The organism is Peribacillus sp. FSL M8-0224 (genome assembly GCF_038003055.1).
In the GTDB taxonomy this organism is placed as follows: domain Bacteria; phylum Bacillota; class Bacilli; order Bacillales; family DSM-1321; genus Peribacillus; species Peribacillus frigoritolerans.
In genome coordinates this window covers 1,016,536-1,035,164 of the sequence record NZ_JBBOOJ010000001.1, presented here as the reverse complement: position 1 = coordinate 1,035,164, position 18,629 = coordinate 1,016,536, and the positions used below count along the sequence as shown (strand labels likewise).

Genomic DNA, 18,629 nt, shown 5'->3' with positions numbered 1-18,629 from the left:
GTGTTCACCCCTCCTTACAGTTTGGTCCTTAATGTCCAAAGCTCAGGAAAAAATGGCTGTTCGACCACTTTCTTCAGATAACTTACACCGGACGATCCGCCAGTTCCCTTTTTATTGCCGATGATACGTTCTACGGTGCTCATATGATTGAATCTCCAGAATTGTTGTTGACTTCCAATATCAACGAGTTTTTCGGCCAGCTCATACAAATCCCAGTAGTTATGCACATCACGGTAAACGGTCAGCCACGCGCTTTCAACACTTGCATTTTCCTGATAAATGACAGACCAGTCCCTGTTCAATACCGATTGATCAATGGGAAGCCCCCTTGCAGCCAAAGCCCCTATAGCCGCATCATAAATACTAGGTTTATTCAAGGCTGCCATCATCGACTCATGAAGCTCAGGCTGATGACGGAAAACGGCCAATATTTGCGAATTCTTTTGACCCATCGCAAATTCTATCAACCTGTTCTGAAATGATTGAAACCCTGAAGAGTTTCCTAGTTTCTCCCGGAATTCCATATAATCGGATGGCGTCAAGGTGGAAAGCACATTCCAGGATTGAACTAGTTGCTGTTGGATCCTGGCCACTCTGGATAGCATCTTAAAGGACGGCTCCAAATGTCCTGCCACAATATGATCAGTTGCCGCAGTCAATTCATGGATGATCAATTTCATCCATAATTCACTTGTTTGATGAATGATGATGAACAGCATTTCATCGTGATGGCCGGAAAGCCGATGCTGACTTGATAAAATTTGATTTAAATGCAGATAGTCCCCATAGGACATATCTTTTTCAAAATCAGTTACCATACTTTCTTCCAAACGATGTTCATCTCTTGGACCCTTATCCATACCATCCCTCTTTCCCTTTACTTTCTTTTGAATTTCGACATCAATAAATAAACGATGCAAAGAAAGATGAGCCAAGGAACCCCGAACTGGAGCACGATTTTAAATGGGCCAGTGAACCAGGTGGATACCGTCAATGCAAACAAAAGAAATGCACCAAGAATCGTTAGATATGGAAATCCATACATTTTAACCGGTAATTTGCGGCCCCCTGATTTCTCCCACCTCTTCCTGAAATATAAATGGGAAATGAACACCATGAACCAGGTTAGAATGGCTCCGAACATCGATATCCCCATCATGAATGCATATGAAGTATCCGGAAGCAGGACTTTTACTCCTGCAGCAAGAAATATTCCTAAAGTGGATATGAGAAGGGCCCTTAGCGGGACACCTTTCCTGCTCACTTTTTGAAATAGGGCTGGAGCCTGATGTTGCTCGGATAATGAATATATCATTCTGGTGGAGGCATATAATTGACTATTCATTGCAGATAAAGCAGCGGTTAAAATAATGAAATTCATTATCCCAGATGCCCCGGGGACATTCAGGATTTCCATTACCTTGACAAATGGGCTCTTATCAATACCGGCAGCTTGCCAGGGAACAATCATTAACATGATCCCGATAGTCAGTACATAAAAAGTGGCAAGCCTGAAGACAGTTGCCTTCAAAGCTTTAGGTACGGCTATATCCGGGTCCTTTGCTTCCCCCGCCGTCACCGCAATCAGCTCAGTTCCTAAAAAGCTGAAGAGCGAAATGAATATGGCGACCCAGAGCCCCCAAAATCCGAAAGGCATAAAACCTCCATCATTGGCATAGTTCTCTACACCGATCCCGCTTGAAGGTTCGGCGCCAATCACCACATAGGCCCCCAGTAGAATGAATATGACAATGGCGCTTATCTTGATCATTGAAAATACATACTCAAAATTGCCGAATGTATTGACACTCGTCGCATTTACATAGATTAGCAGTGCAGCAAAAAGGAAAATCCAAATGCTTCCAGGCACACCTGGAAACCAATATTTCATATAAACAGCGATGGCACTCACTTCGACACCAATGGCAAGTACATTCGCTATCCAATAGGAATACCTCACAACAAAACCCGCAAATGGACTTATATATTTTTCCGCAATGGTTCCAAAGGATCCCGATGTTGGATAGGCTACAGTCATTTCCGCCAAACATCCCATCAGCAGAAGGACAATGAATGCACCTATTGCATAGCTGATAAGTACACTTGGACCAGCCGTTGAAATCGCAAGGCCGCTGCCCAAAAATAACCCGGTGCCAATTGCACACCCCATGGCTATCATAGTGATTTGATTCGATGATAATTCACGTTGCAGCTTATTTTTCTCCATATGTTGCTCCCATTCTAGGCAATGATTCCCCTTTTATTTTCATAGTTTTCATATAATCTGCCGTCCATGATCTTCTTGAGTACCTGTACAGTTTCATAGACTTCCTGAAAAGAGGTATAAAGAGCGACAGGTGCTAAACGAATCATATTCGGTTCACGATAGTCGGGAATGATGGCCTCTTGTTTCAATGCTTTACATATTCTCGCAGCTTCTGGATGTTCAAGGATGATATGACCGCTCCTTTTTGATTCATGCCTTGGGTTCCCAATTTCAAATCCATATCCCGTTAATTCCGATTGTATTAAATCCATAAGATATTGAGTCAGCCTCAAGGATTTCTTCCGAACTTGTTCTATCCCCGCTTCCGCAAACATTTCAAGCGAGCCTAAAAGGGGAGCCATGCTTAATATATGGGGAGTTCCAATTTGAAAGGCACCTGCCGAATTGGCCTGGGTAAAGGTATGTTCCATAGCAAACTGCTTATCTTTCCGCGAGCCAAACCATCCAGCCAATCCAGGCTTCCTTGCGAAATGCTTCCGATTCACATATAACCCCGCTACACATCCTGGTCCGCCATTCAAATGCTTATAATTACACCAAAAAGCGAAATCCACCTCCCAATTGTCAAACAAATGCGGGATGGCACCCACAGAATGACAGGCATCGAATCCTATCATGATTCCACGCGCATGCGCTTCCTTCGTTAACCTTTCCATATCAAGGATCTGACCGCTTCGATATAAAACCATCGGAAGTACAATCAACGCTATTTCCTCGTTCATCTCTGCAATGATGTCATCTTCTTCAAGGAATTTACCATCTTGGCTTTTCACCTGAACCAAGTGTGCCGAAGGGTCAAGCCCATGCAATCGTAGCTGGCTTTGAAGTGCATAGATATCACTTGGGAAGGTCAGTTCATCCGCCAAAATCTTATTCCTGCCAGCTCTCGGTTCAAAAAAAGTGGCTGCAAGCTGATGCAGATTAGCCGTTGTCGACCCTCCCATTATCACTTCATCCTCTAAAGCTCCTACCAACGGGGCACTCAATTCACCCAATCTCTCAGAAAAGTAAAACCAGGGCTCTGCACCCTCCGTCCAGCCATCGATCCCATACTTTTTCCAATCTTCCAATGACTTCATTAAACTTTTCTCAGCCCGCTTCGATAAAAGTCCCAATGAGTTGCCATCCATATAAATCATCCCGGGGTTTAAATAGAACTCCTCTCTGTAAGAAACTAATGGATCTTCCTGATCCAACGTTTTCGCATACTCTTTCGTTGACATGAAATTATTGATATCCATGTTCTCCCCGCTTCCTTCCAATCCACTTTTTTTCACTTGTAAATCCCTACCCCTTCCCATGCCAACCTTATCATTCTGTCAGGATCTTTTTCAATATAATCCTTTTTATCAAAAATCATTGTGTAGTGGTTGATTTCATCATATTTCGGCCAAATTTCACCTTCCGGGGGGTTGGGGTTTCCATATTTCGCAAAGTTGACCCAATGGCCCTGCATTCTATGGGAAACCTTTAGGGCAGCTGACCTTGAACCATATGAAACAATCCGTTTCCCGAATGCCGAGTCGAAGGTCTGGAAAGCAAAAGGGATTTCCATACCATGTGTCGCCCCTAATTTACTTATGCGCATGGCCGCCGTTTTATAATCAAAACGATACATCCATGTTTTTTCAAAGCGGCTGTATGCCTCCGCATACCAAACCGAGGGAATATGGAATGTCGCATCACGGCCAATGCCTAGTACAGCTTCCTTTTCTGGGTAGTTTGTATAAGCATTCGTAATTCGCTCTTTCGCCTTCGGATCAGTATTTTCGAACATTTTATGAATCATCGCCGTATTAGTTGGGATTAACGGGGGGTCCATCTGATCGAATAATGTCGCTTCGTCCCTATTTGTTCCTATAAGCAAGGGTATTCCCCCTGCTCTTCCCGATCGAATCGAATCAAGTGGATAATCGGGCAGGAAGTCACCATCTACGACTGGTCCAAATGCTAGTGAGCCCGGCATTTCCTGTGAATTTTCCTGCAAGAGTTGGTGGGAGGCAGCGACAATCTCTTGAACTGGTAGTGTTTTTAATCGGTGGATTTCACCCTTTCCAATGCCCAATATCTTAAGGAACCTTTCACTGAATTGGCGCGCAAATCCTTTTCCGTAAACAGATGTCGGAGCAGGACTTTCTGCAATGGCCTGTTTAAAAAGCCCCCTCGCTGAAGGTACAGTAAGTAAAGTCGTCACCGCATTACCGCCAGCTGATTCACCAAATATCGTAACATTATCAGGGTCGCCGCCAAACGCTTCTATATTTTCTTTAACCCATTTCAGAGACGCAACTTGATCACGTAAACCTAAATTGTTTTCAAATATTTCCCCTTCACCTGCCAACTCGGTAAAATCCAGATATCCCAGTGCCCCCAGCCTATAGTTGATGCTTACCACGACTACATCTCCATTTTTAGCCAGTAAGTGACCATTGTACATATCAAGGGATCCAGCTCCTGTTATATATGCTCCTCCTGGAATCCACACCATGACCGGGCGTTTATTATCATCAGCTCTAGGCGACCAAATATTCAGGAACAAGCAATCCTCATCCATTTTTTCATTTCCGCTCATTCCTGTTCTTACCGCACGATCCATCGGCTGCGGGGGAACGGGACCAAAATCCACTGCATCCATGACACCGCTCCAATTATCAACTGGCTCCGGAGAACGGAAACGCAGTCCATCAATCGGCGCTTTCGCATACCTGACTCCACGCCAAACGCATATATCGTTTTCCATAGTACCTTGAAGATGTCCTTTTACCGTCGTAACTATTGATCCAATCATTCCCACTCACCTCTTCATATAGTAGTAGATATGTAAGTTCTTCTTTTTCCATTCCCTTATATCCTTCATCTTTATCGAAAAAAGATCTATGGAGTCCGTTCATCCGAAATAAAGGAATGCCATTGTATATAAAGCTCCGGTTATCCTCAGGAGTTTGAATTGTTATTTTAAATAATGGTTTTCAAATGACCCGTTCAACAAAAAAAGACCCAATCAGGTCTTTTTTGTTGAACTCGGCAAAAATCTTAGGCAAGCATGGCAAGGATACTCAATAAAGAGCTGCCCCGAACGGAAAGCTGCTGTGCAGCATATGTTAATTGCTGTTCATCGAGCTGTTCCAATAAAGGCTTTAATTCCAGCAATTCATTCTCCAGGCCTCTAAGGTCTGTAGATAGCTTGTCCACCATCAAGAGCACTTGCTCAGAATCAACAGTGGTTTCAGACAAGACTTGTAACCGTTCCTTGATTTCAGTCAAAGGCATATTCTGTTCTTTATACCGATTAATCATTTGAAGTCGATTTAAAGCATCTTCTGTGTAATACCGATATCTTGACCCAGTTTTTTCATAGTTCAGCATTCCTAATTGTGTGTAATAGTCAATGGTTCTTCTCGAAACATTCGCAAGTTCAGCAAGCTGGCCAATCCGATATACATTCACCCAGATAGTCACCTTCTTTAAAAAATCTACTGTTAACGATACTATAACACATCTATCCAAAAAGGTGACTTCAAGATGAAACTATTAGACTACTTTATCCGAATTGCCCTTCAGCTGGTTCTTGGCAAAATACAGGGCATCTTCTTTCGATTTAAAAAAGTGCTGTTTTTCTATTTTATGATACAACCCAGTGCTGAGTAACAATTCCTTTGGTTGCTGCTGAATTCCGGAAATGATCAATTTCCCCTTATATTTTCGAATGCGATTAACGATCGCCAATAGTGCTGCCTCTGCTGAAGTGTCCATATATGTTACCCGGCGCATGCTTAATACCAACACTTTCGTCTTATTATCCAAGTTAGCCAATATCGATGACTCCAGGACGTCTATCGAACCAAAGAAAAGAGGTCCTTCCAAGTTATACACATTGATCTTTGAATCCGAATTATCAATTGGAACAATCTCGGTAATCTCATGACTTCTTTCCCTAACCTTTAACGTGTGGCTCATTTTTGCAATAAAGGTGATGAATGCAATCAATAAGCCGATTCCCACTCCCATGATTAAATCAGTGAAGACAGTGATGAGGAAGGTGACTAGCAAAACCGCAGAATCCGCCGTCTTTGTTTTCAATACATGAGCGAATTCCTTTCTTTCACTCATATTCCAGGCAACAAACATCAATATGGGTGCCATGCTAGCCAACGGTATATGCGCTGCATATGGGGAAAGCACCAGCAAAACCAGTAAAACGACAATTCCGTGAATGACTCCGGACATCGGGGAGGCTGCCCCGCTTTTTATATTGGTAGCGGTCCTGGCGATTGCTCCTGTTGCAGGTATCCCGCCAAAGAATGGGGTCGCGATGTTCGCAATTCCTTGCCCAACCAACTCTTTGTTACTATCATGCTTGGTACCGCCCATGTTATCCGCCACGGTAGCGGATAACAATGACTCGACACCGCCTAACAAGGCAATTGTAAAAGCAACGGGAAGGAGTGTGATAATGACTTCCACTGAAAGCTCCGGTGCTTGGAATTCCGGAAAACCTCTCGGAATCGCTCCATACGTGGAACCAATCGTAGCCACCTTATCGGGAAATAAAAGGTAAGCTGCCATTGTTGATATTAGCAGACCCAGAAGCGGTCCTGGCACTCGTGGCACAAACCTAGGTGCCAGCAGTATGACGACAAAGCATATGATCGCAACGATCACACTGTATAGATTGATCGTGTCTGCTTTAATCACCAGCTCCTTCATGTTATCCATGAACGCTTCATGTTTTTCCACTTTCATACCAAAGAAATTGGCAATTTGCCCTGAAAAGATTATTATCGCAATTCCTGTTGTAAATCCAATGATGACGGGACGGGGAATGAACTTCATCAAATTACCTAACTTAAGAAGACCCATCAGGACTAACATGATCCCCGCTAAAAACCCGGCAATAAGCAGGCTTTCATACCCATATTGCATAACGATTCCAAATAATAAAGGAACGAACGCCCCGGTCGGCCCTCCAATTTGATATTTGGAGCCACCCAAAATCGAAATGAGAATACCAGCGATGATGGTCGTATATAACCCATATATCGGTTCGACGCCTGAAGCAATTGCAAAAGCCAGCCCTAAAGGAATGGCTACAACCCCTACGACCAATCCTGCCGTCACGTCTTTTTGAAAACCCTTCATGTTATATCCTTGAAATCTAGAATCTTTTATCATCTTTTTCAAACTCACATCCTTAGTCGTTTTTTAAGATTGGAATCTAGCATCATCACGAAAATGACATTCTTTCATTTTAGAGGGAGTTACTTGTTTGAAATTAATCTAATTATTGTAGGCATTTTTCAACGGGACAATCTAAGCGGGGGACTTTTCAAAACTAAGAAATAATCGTCATATATAATCTCCTTTTGTAAGGTTATTTGACATGGTCTCGACCACGCTTCAACATTATACAGTAAAACGTAAAACTGTACATTGTTAGAAATGTTAACATTTGTTTACAACTTTTTGCATATTTTTACATTAACATTACAATCCGGGACCATTTTTCCAGTCTAGTTAATTTGAAGCCGGAGATTCAGACTACGAATCAGGAGGTTTGAACTTTGGACTAATTCCTCATACCGGAAACTTAATCAGTGAACAATGGAAAAAGCATGTTTTGAGGAAGATTGCTCAAAACATGCTTTGCCCTAATACACACTTTCAGTTACAGCTCTTCTCCTCTCGTCTCGATAATATGCTTATACCAATGAAACGACAGCTTCTTTTTCCGTTTTAACTGATCATGATGATCCACGTAAATAAATCCGTACTGCTTCTTATACCCGTTTAACCAACTTAAAAGGTCAATGACAGACCATGCGTAATACCCTTTTAAATGGATGCCTTCGTTGATTGCACGTTTAATCACTTTTAAGTGCTCCTCAATATATTTAATACGGGGAACATCCACTATTTCACCATCGATAATCGGATCCTCATCACCAAGTCCGTTTTCTGTAACATACATTTTAATATCACCGTAACGTTCTTTTAACATATGCAAGCCATCTAAAAACCCTTGGGGTGAGATTTCCCAGCCCCATTTTGTATAGGTTTTATCTTCCATTTTCACGGTCCGATAAAAGCCATCAAAAGACGGGTTCCCTGGAGCCAGAGTAGATGTTTCTCTTGAATGCTCCATGTTTGAAACGGCTTCCAGGTTTTTTTCCACCCGAATGGGCTGGTAATAATTGAGTCCAATAAAATCATTTTTCTCCGCATTCCTTTTTAACGTATCCAGTTCTTCTTCTGTCCAACTTGGTGTCCAGCCTCTCTCCTTCAATTGCTCAACCACATAAGCTGGATATTCTCCTTTTAAAATTGGGTCATAATACCAAAAGGTTTCATATTCATTGGCATGCCGAGCAGCTAATACATTCTCATGTTTGTCATCAGTACTATAAGCTGGCAGGAATACATGGGTAATCCCAATTTCACCGTAATGATTCAGTGCCTTGTATACCTCTACCGCTTTGGCATGTGCATAAAAAACATAATGTGTCGCTTGAAAGTATTTATTTTCATCGTTTTGGATTCCAGGCGGGTGCGCTCCTTTTAAATACCCTAAACCGCAAAACATAACCGTTTCATTAAACGTGATCCAATGTTTGACGCGGTCTCCGAATGCGCGAAAACAAATCTCCGCATACTTGACGAATGCTTCAGCTGTTCGCTTATTCGTCCATCCCCCATCTTGTTCAAGCGTCAAAGGCAAATCCCAATGATACAGCGTAACAAATGGGACAATCCCATATTTTAAGCATTCATTAATCACATTATTATAAAATTCCAAGCCTTTTTCATTGACTTCCCCATCACCTGTTGGCAAAATACGGGCCCATGAAATGGAGAAGCGATATGATTCAAGTCCCATCTCTGCCATTAATTTAATATCTTCTTTGTAACGATGATAATGGTCTATCGCTACATCCCCATTTGTACCTTCAAATGTTTTCCCCGGAATCTTTGAAAAAACATCCCAATTCGTTATGCCTTTACCATCTTCATCCCATGCTCCTTCTATTTGAAAAGAAGCAGAAGCTGCTCCGAATAAAAAATCGTGTGGAAATTTCATTAAAAACCCTCCCTTTTCATACCTGCTTATTAAATTGATAATAATATATTTTATTCATTGGTACAAATATTATTTTTAGTTCACGTAAAACATAAGCCTTATAGATAGTATTTACTATCACGGAATGATTAAATCCAGAATTCCGCTGAATCAATCTCTCTTTTTCTAGCAAAAGATGATCGATACTTAGTAGCATATGAACATACAAAAACCCGTCCACCTTTTGAGGGACGGGTTACACATATTAAAGATTTAGCAATCATTCCACAACCGGGAGCCAGCCTTTTATCCCGATCAACTTTTCCCAAAGCGGATCTGGAATGACCAGTTCATGCTGATCTTTTTTTGAGAGGGTAGTCCGTATTTCCGCTTCTTTTCCAGACCTGATTTTTTCAATCCAATGCGGTTCCATAAGAAGTTCACGGCCAAGGGCGATAAAAGGGACCCCCGTTTCCATGGCTTCTGCAACTTCATCGGGTGCATGCAGTGATCCTACACCGACCACCGGGATACGATTACCTACTTTATCGTAAATTTTAACGATGCGCGACTTTGTCCTATCACTCTCACGGAATGAGCCATTCCAGAAGTGACCTACCGATATATGTAGATAATCCAGGTTTTGATTCGCTAATCTATCAACGAATTGAATCGTATCATCTAAAGTGATTCCAGGATTGCTGCCTTCTTCAGGAGAAAGGCGGTAGCCAATTATAAACGGCTTTTCTGCATGCTCGGCAACCGTTCTCTCGACTTCATTCACAATGGTTAGCGGGAAAATCAATCGTTTTCCCAATGTTCCGCCCCATTTATCTGTACGGCGGTTCGAGTGTGGCGAGAAGAATTGTTGAAGCAAGTAAGTATTGGCACCATGGATTTCCACACCATCGAAACCTGCTTCGATGGCCCTTCTTGTTGCTTCGCCAAATGCCTTAATAACGTCTTGTATTTCATCTTCACTCATTTCCCGCGGTACAGGTGCTTCCTCGCTGGAAGCAATGGCACTTGCAGAAACAGGTTGGTTATCAGGCAATAATTCCGGCGGACTTTGACGGCCTCCATGATATATTTGCAGGATTGCTTTTGACCCGTTGGACTGAATCGTTTCAGCTAGTTTTCTCAAGGATGGGATAAAGGAATCGTCATCTGCACCTAGTTGGCCTGGGAATCCCTTGCCTCCAGCAGATACATAGGCACATGCCGTGACAACCGCACCTACACCAGCCGAGCGCTCAGCGTAATAGGCCAGTTCATCATCGGTTACAACCCCTTGGTCATCCGAAGAATAAGTGGTCATAGGAGCCATCATGATACGATTTTTCACTTCTACCCCTGATGGAAATATATATGGTTGAAAGATCTTTTCGTATTTTTGATTCATGCCAATCCTCCCCCTTTACTATTAGTGGTGATGATGTCCATGCGGTTCTTTAGAAGGATTCGTGATTTCAAAGCCTTCTTCTGGAACATAAAAATATTTAATCCAGACACCATCCAGAAATTCTTCACGTGAATCAAGCAAAATATCGATATCTTTATCTGTTTTTACGATTTCATCATATTCTGCCGGTGTATCCAGCTTCATGTCATAATGGGCATGATCACCATGCATATGGGTGATATATACACGAATCATTTTCCCTTCGGCTTCTTCAGTGCTCAGCATTTTTTGTAAGACCTTTGCTGCATTGCGATTTATTTTACAATTCATGTCCATTCCTCCAACAATAAAATTATCCCTGTACTGAGTTCTACCCAATTAAGGGTTATCAGTAACATCCATTTTTCCCCTTCATGATTGGCCTTGTCCGCGGTCTGAAGGAAAGACGATGCCGATTTGCCTTCTTGCTTCATCCATGATTTCCATAGTCAACAGTGAATTCGAATATGTATTTATATCGGATTCCATTTTCCCCTGCTGTATCAAATCAACAAATTCCTTCGCTTCATAATACATGGTAGGCATATCCTGTTTAACGGAAATATTTTCAGTGGTTCCATCCCGATACTGAATATCCACCGCTTGCGGTCCTGAAATTTTCTGAATGATGATGCTTCCATTTTCACCTTGAATTTCCGATGGCAAATTGGACTCAGTAATTTTGGAAAACATGACGACTGCCTCCATTTCATCATAGGAAAGCAGAATCGTACCTTGCCCATCAACTCCTGATTCGAGCATCGTTCCTGATGCCTGCACCTTATTCGGTTTACCGAACAGTACAACAAGTGGATAGAGCACGTAAATGCCTAGATCCATTAAAGAGCCACTTGAGAATTCAGGATTGAATGCATTCAGCACAGTTCCTTGTTTATATGAATCATATCGTGATGAGTATTGGCAAAAGCTTCCCGAGAAACGCCGTATCTTCCCGATTTTATCCAGATTGCCCTTTATACTTTCGAAATTCGGCATGATGGTCGATTTCATCGCTTCCATCAATAGCACATCATTTTGTTTTGCAGCCTCAATCATTTCCCTTACTTCAGCCGCATTCGAGGCCATTGGTTTTTCACATAATACATGTTTTTTATTTTGTAAAAATAACACGGCTTGCCGGCAATGATGGGAGTTAGGGCTTGCTATATACACAGCGTCGATTTCATCGCTGCTGGCCATTGCTTCTAAATTCGTAAAAGTCGTATGTACTTCGTATTTATTGGCAAATTCCTTCGCTTTCTCCTCTGTACGTGAATACACGGCAGTTAAGGATAAACCCTCTACATGCTTTGCAGCCTCCAAAAATCGTTCCGTGATCCAATTTGTACCTATTACCCCTAATCTTATCAACATCCTATCCCCTTTCAAGCTAACTTTATCATGTCCTCAATATACAGACATTTCACTGAAAAACAAAGTATATTGAACACTCGCAATTGCTTAAATTGGATTTTTTAGGCAATATTCGTTTATAATTTTTCTATATTACAACTGCCATGATGTTTCTACATACTCCCAAAATGGGAAAGAAAACTTAAAAGGAGCGTGTGAAGTGTATGACAGAATTAATGAAAAACAAAGTTGCCATCATTACCGGTGGGGGATCAGGAATTGGCCGGGGTGCCGCACTGAAACTAGCTGAAAACGGCGCGAACATCGTCTTTTTTGACCGTACAGTCGAAAATGCCGAAAAAGTGAAGGAAGAAGTCGAGAACCTTGGTCGAGAGGCTTTAATCATTAAAACGGATGTTTCCAAGGCTGAGCAAGTTGAACTTGCCTACAAAACAGCCCATGAACATTTTGGGAAAATTGATTTTGTATTTGCAAACGCAGGCATCAACGGAGTGATTGCCCCTATAGAAGACATAAAGCCAGAAGATTGGGATAAGACACATACCATCAACCTCAAAGGCACCTTTCTCACCATCAAATACGCCATTCCTTACATGAAGGAAACGGGTGGCAGCATCGTGATCAACAGCTCCATCAACGGAAACCGATATTTCAAGAATTTTGGTTTTTCCGCTTATAGTTCATCCAAAGCCGGTCAAGTCGCTTTCGGTAAAATGGCCGCACTCGAATTGGCAAGATATAAAATCAGGGTAAATACCATTTGTCCCGGTTCCATCGATACGAACATTGACAATAACACATTCCCGGAAGAAGAAAACCTTAAAAAAATCAGGATTCCCATTGAATATCCCGAAGGCTCCCAGCCCCTGGCAAGGAAAGCGGGGACTGCCGAACAAGCTGGTGATCTCGTATTATTCCTAGCATCAGACATGTCCTCCCATGTTACGGGCACGGAAGTTTATATCGATGGAGCGGAATCACTATTATGAATCAAAAAGGCAAAAAGCTGAAATCCACATCAGGATTTCAGCTTTTCTTTTTAAGCAACTCGCCTTAACCCGCGACGGGCAAGGAGTAAATAAGCGCACATGGCGATGACATGACAACTTACCATCACAATTCCCATCGGCAAGGGCGACTCACCTGAACCTAACCCCACCAGGGGAGCCATTAGCGATCCTAATATGAAGGGAAGCAAGCCAATTAAAGCCGAAGCACTGCCTGCCGTTTTTTTCTGATTTTGCATCGCTAAAGAAAAACTCGTTGTACCGACAATACCGACGCTGGAGACGGAGAGGAATAAAGCGGCCAAGATTCCGGTCAAGCCCATTTCGAGAAGGACTGAGGCAAGAAGTAATATTCCCCCAAACAAAGCTAGGCATAACCCCATTTGAAGCAATCTTTCTTCTTTAACCTTGCCTGCCAGCTTCCCGGCAACTTGTGAAGCGATGATGATCCCAACCCCGTTTATTGCAAAAATCAGGCTGAAGGTCTGTGGGGAAACCCCATAAATGTTCTGGAGAACAAAAGGCGATCCGGAAATATAAGCGAACATTGCAGCACTTATGAATCCTTGTGCAAAAGCATAGCCCATAAACACACGATCTTTCAATAAGTTCCCAAAAGTCCTGATTGTATCATTTACCCCGCCAGCACTCCTGTGATTGGACGATAAAGTTTCCTTTATCCCAAAAAATGCAGCCGCAACCATAATGATACTTAATACTGAAATGACAATGAAAACGCCCCGCCAAGAAGTGAACTGCAAAAGTTGACCGCCAAAAACCGGAGCCAATATCGGTGCCGCCCCATTCACCAGCATTAACATGGAGAAGAACTTGGTCAAATCCGTTCCTGAAAAAAGGTCACGAACTATGGCCCTTGAAATGACAATGCCTCCCGCTCCCGCAATACCTTGGATAAAACGTAATAATAAAAGCAATTCAATGGTTGGGGCAAAAGCGCATAACAGAGATGAAATGCAATAAATGGATAAAGATATGATTAACGGTGAACGCCTTCCTTTTGCATCACTTAGAGGCCCTAAATAAATTTGGCCCAAAGCCAATCCTAACAAACAGGCAGTCAAGCTTAGCTGCGCTAATGACGTACTGCTTTTCAGATCCTCTGCCAGTGTGGGGAGACCTGGTAAATACATATCAAGTGACAGTGGTCCAATCGCTGCAAAAGACCCTAGCATAAGAGCCATCAACAGCCTTTTGGATTTAGTCATTTCGTTGCCTGATGATATCGTTTCCTTCATTTCAATCATTATTAACCCTATTCCTTTCAACTAATTGTTCTTCCTAAATAAAACTCGACTTTCTTTATTTTACAAAAGATCGCAACAATTTACGATAAGTATGCTCCACTTGAATGGGATTCTTCCTTTCGGCACTCAGGTAAGCACAGGTGCATCAAAACTCCGAAATCTTCTAAAAAGGACAAATCATATTTCAGGAAATATCATTTGAGAATACTGCGAACCAAAGAAAAACTATTAAAGGTCCAACATTCCCCATAAAAAATGACCCCATTTTTGGGGTCATTTCAGATTGTAGACAAACTTGAAGTGAAGAGAGCTTGCCTGCAGTTTTTTTATTTAAAAAAGGTTGCCGGTGATTTCAGAAATCCGCTCCCTTTCCGCCGACTGTCTGCCAAGCCTCCTTGACGCAAGCGTCTGTGGGGTCTCGGCAAGCCAGTTATTCGGCAGGAGTGTCGCAAATTTCTTCAATCCAATAAGGATTATAGTAAAAAAACATGAAGGATAATCTATTCTTGTTTTAAAATCTTTGTTCGGGATGAAACCATTCCGAATCCCATTTTAGCGTCATTTTGATTTATTCAACAATACTAAATTACGGGGAGTATCCCCAGATAATCCGTCCACCAAGTTTTGTACAGCAAGAGCTGCCATTTTCATTCTTGTGGCAATGCTAGCACTCCCGATATGCGGTAAAGTAACCACATTGGGCAATGTTAGCAGCGGGTGGTCCAGAGGGACCGGCTCTTCTTCGAATACATCCAATCCAGCCGCCCAAATCTCTCGATTTTCCAGCGCCTGGTACAACGCTTTTTCATCGATAATTCCGCCTCTTGCGGTATTAATGAGCACAGCCGTCCCTTTCATCAATTCCAGCTGCTCCTTGCCAATCATATAAGCCGTTTCCGCTGTGAGCGGCAGCATGACACAAACGAAATCCGAGATTTGGAGCAATTTTTCAAGGGGCTGATATTCGATTCCTAACTCTTTTTCCTGTTCATATTTACGGCTTCGATTAAAATAAACTAAGTTCATATCAAATCCCTTAGCTCTTTTTGCAAGGGCTTCCCCAATTCTGCCTAACCCGATGATACCCAGCGTTGCACCGTGTACATCTAGTCCTGTCAGCTGCATCGGCGACCATGTTTCCCACTTTCCACTCCTTAAATAATCTTCTGCCTCCATCATCCTCCTTGCCGTTGCAAGCAGTAAGCCGAAGGTTAAATCAGCTGTCGTTTCCGTTAAAACCCCCGGTGTGTTCGTTACCATGATGCCCCGTTTTGTTGCACTTTGAACGTCAATATTATTATGGCCCACTGCCATATTCGCGATGATTTTCAGATTGGGTGCCTGTTCAATCAGTGACTCATCGATTTGTTCCGTCAATAAGCAAAGCAGCCCCTCGACTTCTTTCATTTCTTCTACAAGGACTTCTCTAGGGACCGGTATATCCTCTTGATCCCACATCCTGACATCATAATTCCAACTAAGACCCTCGATGGTTTGTTCTGGCAATTTCCTTGTAATATAAATTTTTGGCTTCAAACCATAACCTCCTATACCGTTTCTTTCCATGGAACACATTCAGTTTTCATTACACAATAATTAAATTTAAAGAATATTGGCTAAATGACTAGCTTGTTTATTCAATTTTAAAATAAACTAGATAAATAGACCATCATTTCCAAACAATCTTACTATTAAATTTCTTGATTGCCTGGAAGCTTCCGCTTGACAGTTTCAGTTCATTCAACCAATCATAGAATAATAACCCTTTACATCTATTCGGTCATTTAGTAATATCGCAATTTTCCAGATGAAGTATATCTCGATTTAGGAGGATATGGGACGTTCATGAAAACGAATACAACATTTAAAATTTATCCAATTATAGCTCCAAGCGCTTTATCTTTAAAAAGTATAAACTTTTATTTAGTTAAACAGGATGAATCTTTAACATTAGTTGATGCAGGTATGAATGATGACGTTTGCTGGAATGCACTGCAGCAAACATTAAATGAAAATGGATTTACAGTTGGGGACATCACGGAAATTTTGTTAACCCATCACCATGGAGACCATGTTGGTTTGGTCAACCGGATTACCGAACTCCATCCGATTCCCGTTTATGCCCATTCTAAATCCATTCCCCGTTTAAAAAGGGACCCTGACTTCTTAAGTATGAGAATTGAATTTTATAAACAGCTATACCTTGAGATGGGCTGTGGTGAACTTGGAGATAAACAAGTGGCTTACCTATTCAACGCGGTCGATAATAATAAAGATCAAAAACTGAATGGGGACATCATCGCAATCACGGAAAAACACTGGCTGAATTTTGAGGTGATCGAATTTCCCGGGCATGCCCCGGATCAAATTGCATTCCTTGACCGAGAAGGGAAACGGCTTCTTGCCGGTGATTTATTGATTGAACATATCTCAAGCAATGCCTTGATCGAACCTGATGAAAACGGTAATAGAATGCTGACTCTTGTAGATCATATCGATTCATTAAAACGATGTTCAGCATTACAGGTGAATCTCCTCTTTCCTGGTCATGGTAACGTGATTGAACAACCCGGTCATCTGATTGAAAAAAGACTCAACAGCATAGAGAGGAAATCACAAAAGATCCTGGCCTTGATAGAATCCGGAATTTCTACAGGCAATGAACTGGCAAAGGAGTTTTACAAACAAAAGTATATAGCAGAATTCCCGCTCGTCATGTCAGAAATCATCGGCCATTTGGATTATTTGGAATATCAGGCGAAGGTCACGAAACAACTCGTTGAAAATGTAGTTCATTATCAAGCTAAATGACATCAAAAAAGGCTGAATTGAAATCGTCCCCACTTAGTAGGGACTTTTTCATGGAAAATGTACAAAATAATTGAATCTGAAATACATAGGCCTTTTTGGGTGTTTTAATGAATCTAACAGGAAATCGATTAGAAAGTGAAGAATTTATTATCTGAATATTAAATATTTTCAGAATAGGGGATTTGATGTGAAAAGAAAATTTTTAAAGGTTTTAAGTTCAACAGTAGTAGCCGCAACATTACTTGGCCCAAATGTCAGCTTAGCTGAAAGAGGACCAAATCCGACAGGCGGAACGAACCTTTCTACCGAAGCATTCCTAAATTATGACGAACTTGTAAAAGAATTAAATCAACTTGAGCAAGCGAGTGCAGGGATAGTCAATGTAGAAGTGGCCGGAAAAACGAATCAGGGTCGTTCCATTCAAAAAGTGACTGTCGGTCATGGTGACAAAGTCGTTCTTATTCAAAGTGAAATTCATGGAAATGAAAAAACAGGAACTGTCGCGTTATTGAACATTCTTAAAAACCTTGGTCAAAGTAACTCGCCTGAGGTAAAGAAAGTTCTTGATGAACTAACAATTGTTGCCATTCCAATGATGAACGTAGACGGCTCAGAGCTTGATCGTCGTGGAAATGAGATGAAATGGTCTGAAGTTGTAGGTAAATTCCCCCAACTTTCTAATGCAAAACCTACTTGGAACTATTACACTACTCCCAGATCAGGAGACGACTATGCTAGCAAACCAGGATTTGATGTTAATCGTGACTTCAATCCAGACCTAAATTATGTACCAAAACCTCAAGACTTCCCGGGGGCATCTGAAAAGCCAGGCTGGTTTATTACCCCCGAAGCGCAAACGCTACGTGACACATATAAAGGGTTAAAATCGAAATTCGGGAAAGTGGATGTTTTTATCGATCTTCATCATCAAGGATTCCCATATCTCGAAGGAACTGATGAGCGTGCAACTATGTCAATATCAGGTAAATTCGTTCCTAACCCAAGCACTCCAGAAGGTGCTAAATATGCAGAGTATGCAGATGATTTCAAATATGATTTCTCTCGTCAGTTAACACTTACTGCGTATAATGCACTGCAAGCAAAAGGGAATTCAGTTTTTACAAATATTTCATTATATGATCAATCTATTGACCTGCCAGGAACTGCTTTAGGGACGTTTGCTTTAAACGGAAGTGGAACGGTTCTATTTGAAGTTAGTGGTCAAACACAAAACTTTGGGCAAAAAAAGAATGGCCAGCTCGTAAAAACGGTTGAAACGGGGCTAATGGGTATTATCAATGGCGTAACAGATGGATCGGTTCATAATCTTAATCCATCAGACTATGAAAAAATTCCTGAAAGTTCATCTACACCCGGAATCTAGTCAATT

15 protein-coding genes are annotated in these 18,629 nt (G+C 41.8%); 3 read left to right on the top strand and 12 right to left on the bottom strand.

All coding sequences use genetic code 11. The features are described from left to right. Window positions 1–14: 14 nt before the first annotated feature. The 10 genes from kynA to MKX49_RS04935 all read right to left on the bottom strand — a co-directional run bounded on the left by kynA (window position 15) and on the right by MKX49_RS04935 (window position 12,153). Window positions 15–860, bottom strand: coding sequence for a tryptophan 2,3-dioxygenase (gene kynA / locus MKX49_RS04980; RefSeq protein ID WP_340875380.1), 846 nt, complete (start codon window positions 858–860; stop codon window positions 15–17). A 17-nt stretch (window positions 861–877) separates the two neighbouring features. Then, a complete protein-coding gene (locus MKX49_RS04975; RefSeq protein ID WP_340875376.1) occupies window positions 878–2,227 on the bottom strand; it encodes an amino acid permease in 1,350 nt (449 codons plus the stop codon). 14 nt (window positions 2,228–2,241) lie between these two features. Then, window positions 2,242–3,528, bottom strand: coding sequence for a kynureninase (kynU, locus tag MKX49_RS04970; protein WP_340878473.1), 1,287 nt, complete (start codon window positions 3,526–3,528; stop codon window positions 2,242–2,244). Window positions 3,529–3,560: 32 nt separating this feature from the next. Then, window positions 3,561–5,075, bottom strand: coding sequence for a carboxylesterase/lipase family protein (locus MKX49_RS04965; RefSeq protein WP_340875372.1), 1,515 nt, complete (start codon window positions 5,073–5,075; stop codon window positions 3,561–3,563). A 245-nt stretch (window positions 5,076–5,320) separates the two neighbouring features. After that, window positions 5,321–5,734, bottom strand: a complete 414-nt coding sequence (locus MKX49_RS04960; protein WP_052137486.1) for a MerR family transcriptional regulator — start codon at window positions 5,732–5,734, stop codon at window positions 5,321–5,323. An 84-nt stretch (window positions 5,735–5,818) separates the two neighbouring features. Then, window positions 5,819–7,459 (bottom strand): SulP family inorganic anion transporter, encoded by a 1,641-nt coding sequence (locus MKX49_RS04955; RefSeq protein ID WP_260088914.1) that lies wholly within the window; start codon window positions 7,457–7,459, stop codon window positions 5,819–5,821. A gap of 493 nt (window positions 7,460–7,952) precedes the next feature. Beyond that, a complete protein-coding gene (locus tag MKX49_RS04950) occupies window positions 7,953–9,362 on the bottom strand; it encodes a GH1 family beta-glucosidase (protein ID WP_340875371.1) in 1,410 nt (469 codons plus the stop codon). A 259-nt stretch (window positions 9,363–9,621) separates the two neighbouring features. Further along, window positions 9,622–10,743 carry an NADH-dependent flavin oxidoreductase gene (locus MKX49_RS04945; protein WP_340875369.1) on the bottom strand — a complete coding sequence of 374 codons (1,122 nt, stop codon included), beginning with the start codon at window positions 10,741–10,743 and terminating at the stop codon, window positions 9,622–9,624. 21 nt (window positions 10,744–10,764) lie between these two features. Then, complete coding sequence (locus MKX49_RS04940; protein ID WP_057278928.1) at window positions 10,765–11,073, bottom strand: hypothetical protein; 309 nt, start codon at window positions 11,071–11,073, stop codon at window positions 10,765–10,767. 81 nt (window positions 11,074–11,154) lie between these two features. Next, window positions 11,155–12,153: a Gfo/Idh/MocA family protein gene (locus tag MKX49_RS04935; RefSeq protein ID WP_340878470.1), complete on the bottom strand. Its 999-nt coding sequence runs from the start codon at window positions 12,151–12,153 to the stop codon at window positions 11,155–11,157. 206 nt (window positions 12,154–12,359) lie between these two features. Between MKX49_RS04935 and MKX49_RS04930 the strand changes: the two genes are divergently transcribed. Further along, entirely contained in the window at window positions 12,360–13,145 is a 786-nt protein-coding gene (locus MKX49_RS04930) for an SDR family oxidoreductase (RefSeq protein WP_340875367.1), read from the top strand. A gap of 50 nt (window positions 13,146–13,195) precedes the next feature. Here the strand turns inward: MKX49_RS04930 and MKX49_RS04925 are convergent, their stop codons facing one another. Both MKX49_RS04925 and MKX49_RS04920 read right to left on the bottom strand, forming a co-directional pair. Continuing rightward, on the bottom strand, window positions 13,196–14,428 hold the full coding sequence (locus MKX49_RS04925; protein ID WP_439126799.1) for a multidrug effflux MFS transporter: 1,233 nt from the start codon (window positions 14,426–14,428) through the stop codon (window positions 13,196–13,198). Between the two features lie 558 nt (window positions 14,429–14,986). Then, window positions 14,987–15,964, bottom strand: a complete 978-nt coding sequence (locus tag MKX49_RS04920) for a 2-hydroxyacid dehydrogenase (protein WP_340875364.1) — start codon at window positions 15,962–15,964, stop codon at window positions 14,987–14,989. A 309-nt stretch (window positions 15,965–16,273) separates the two neighbouring features. On the opposite strand from MKX49_RS04920, the gene MKX49_RS04915 reads away from it, so the two are divergent. Both MKX49_RS04915 and MKX49_RS04910 read left to right on the top strand, forming a co-directional pair. Then, a complete protein-coding gene (locus tag MKX49_RS04915; protein WP_340875362.1) occupies window positions 16,274–17,239 on the top strand; it encodes an MBL fold metallo-hydrolase in 966 nt (321 codons plus the stop codon). A 187-nt stretch (window positions 17,240–17,426) separates the two neighbouring features. After that, window positions 17,427–18,623 (top strand): M14 family metallopeptidase, encoded by a 1,197-nt coding sequence (locus MKX49_RS04910; RefSeq protein ID WP_063577030.1) that lies wholly within the window; start codon window positions 17,427–17,429, stop codon window positions 18,621–18,623. Window positions 18,624–18,629: the final 6 nt, after the last annotated feature.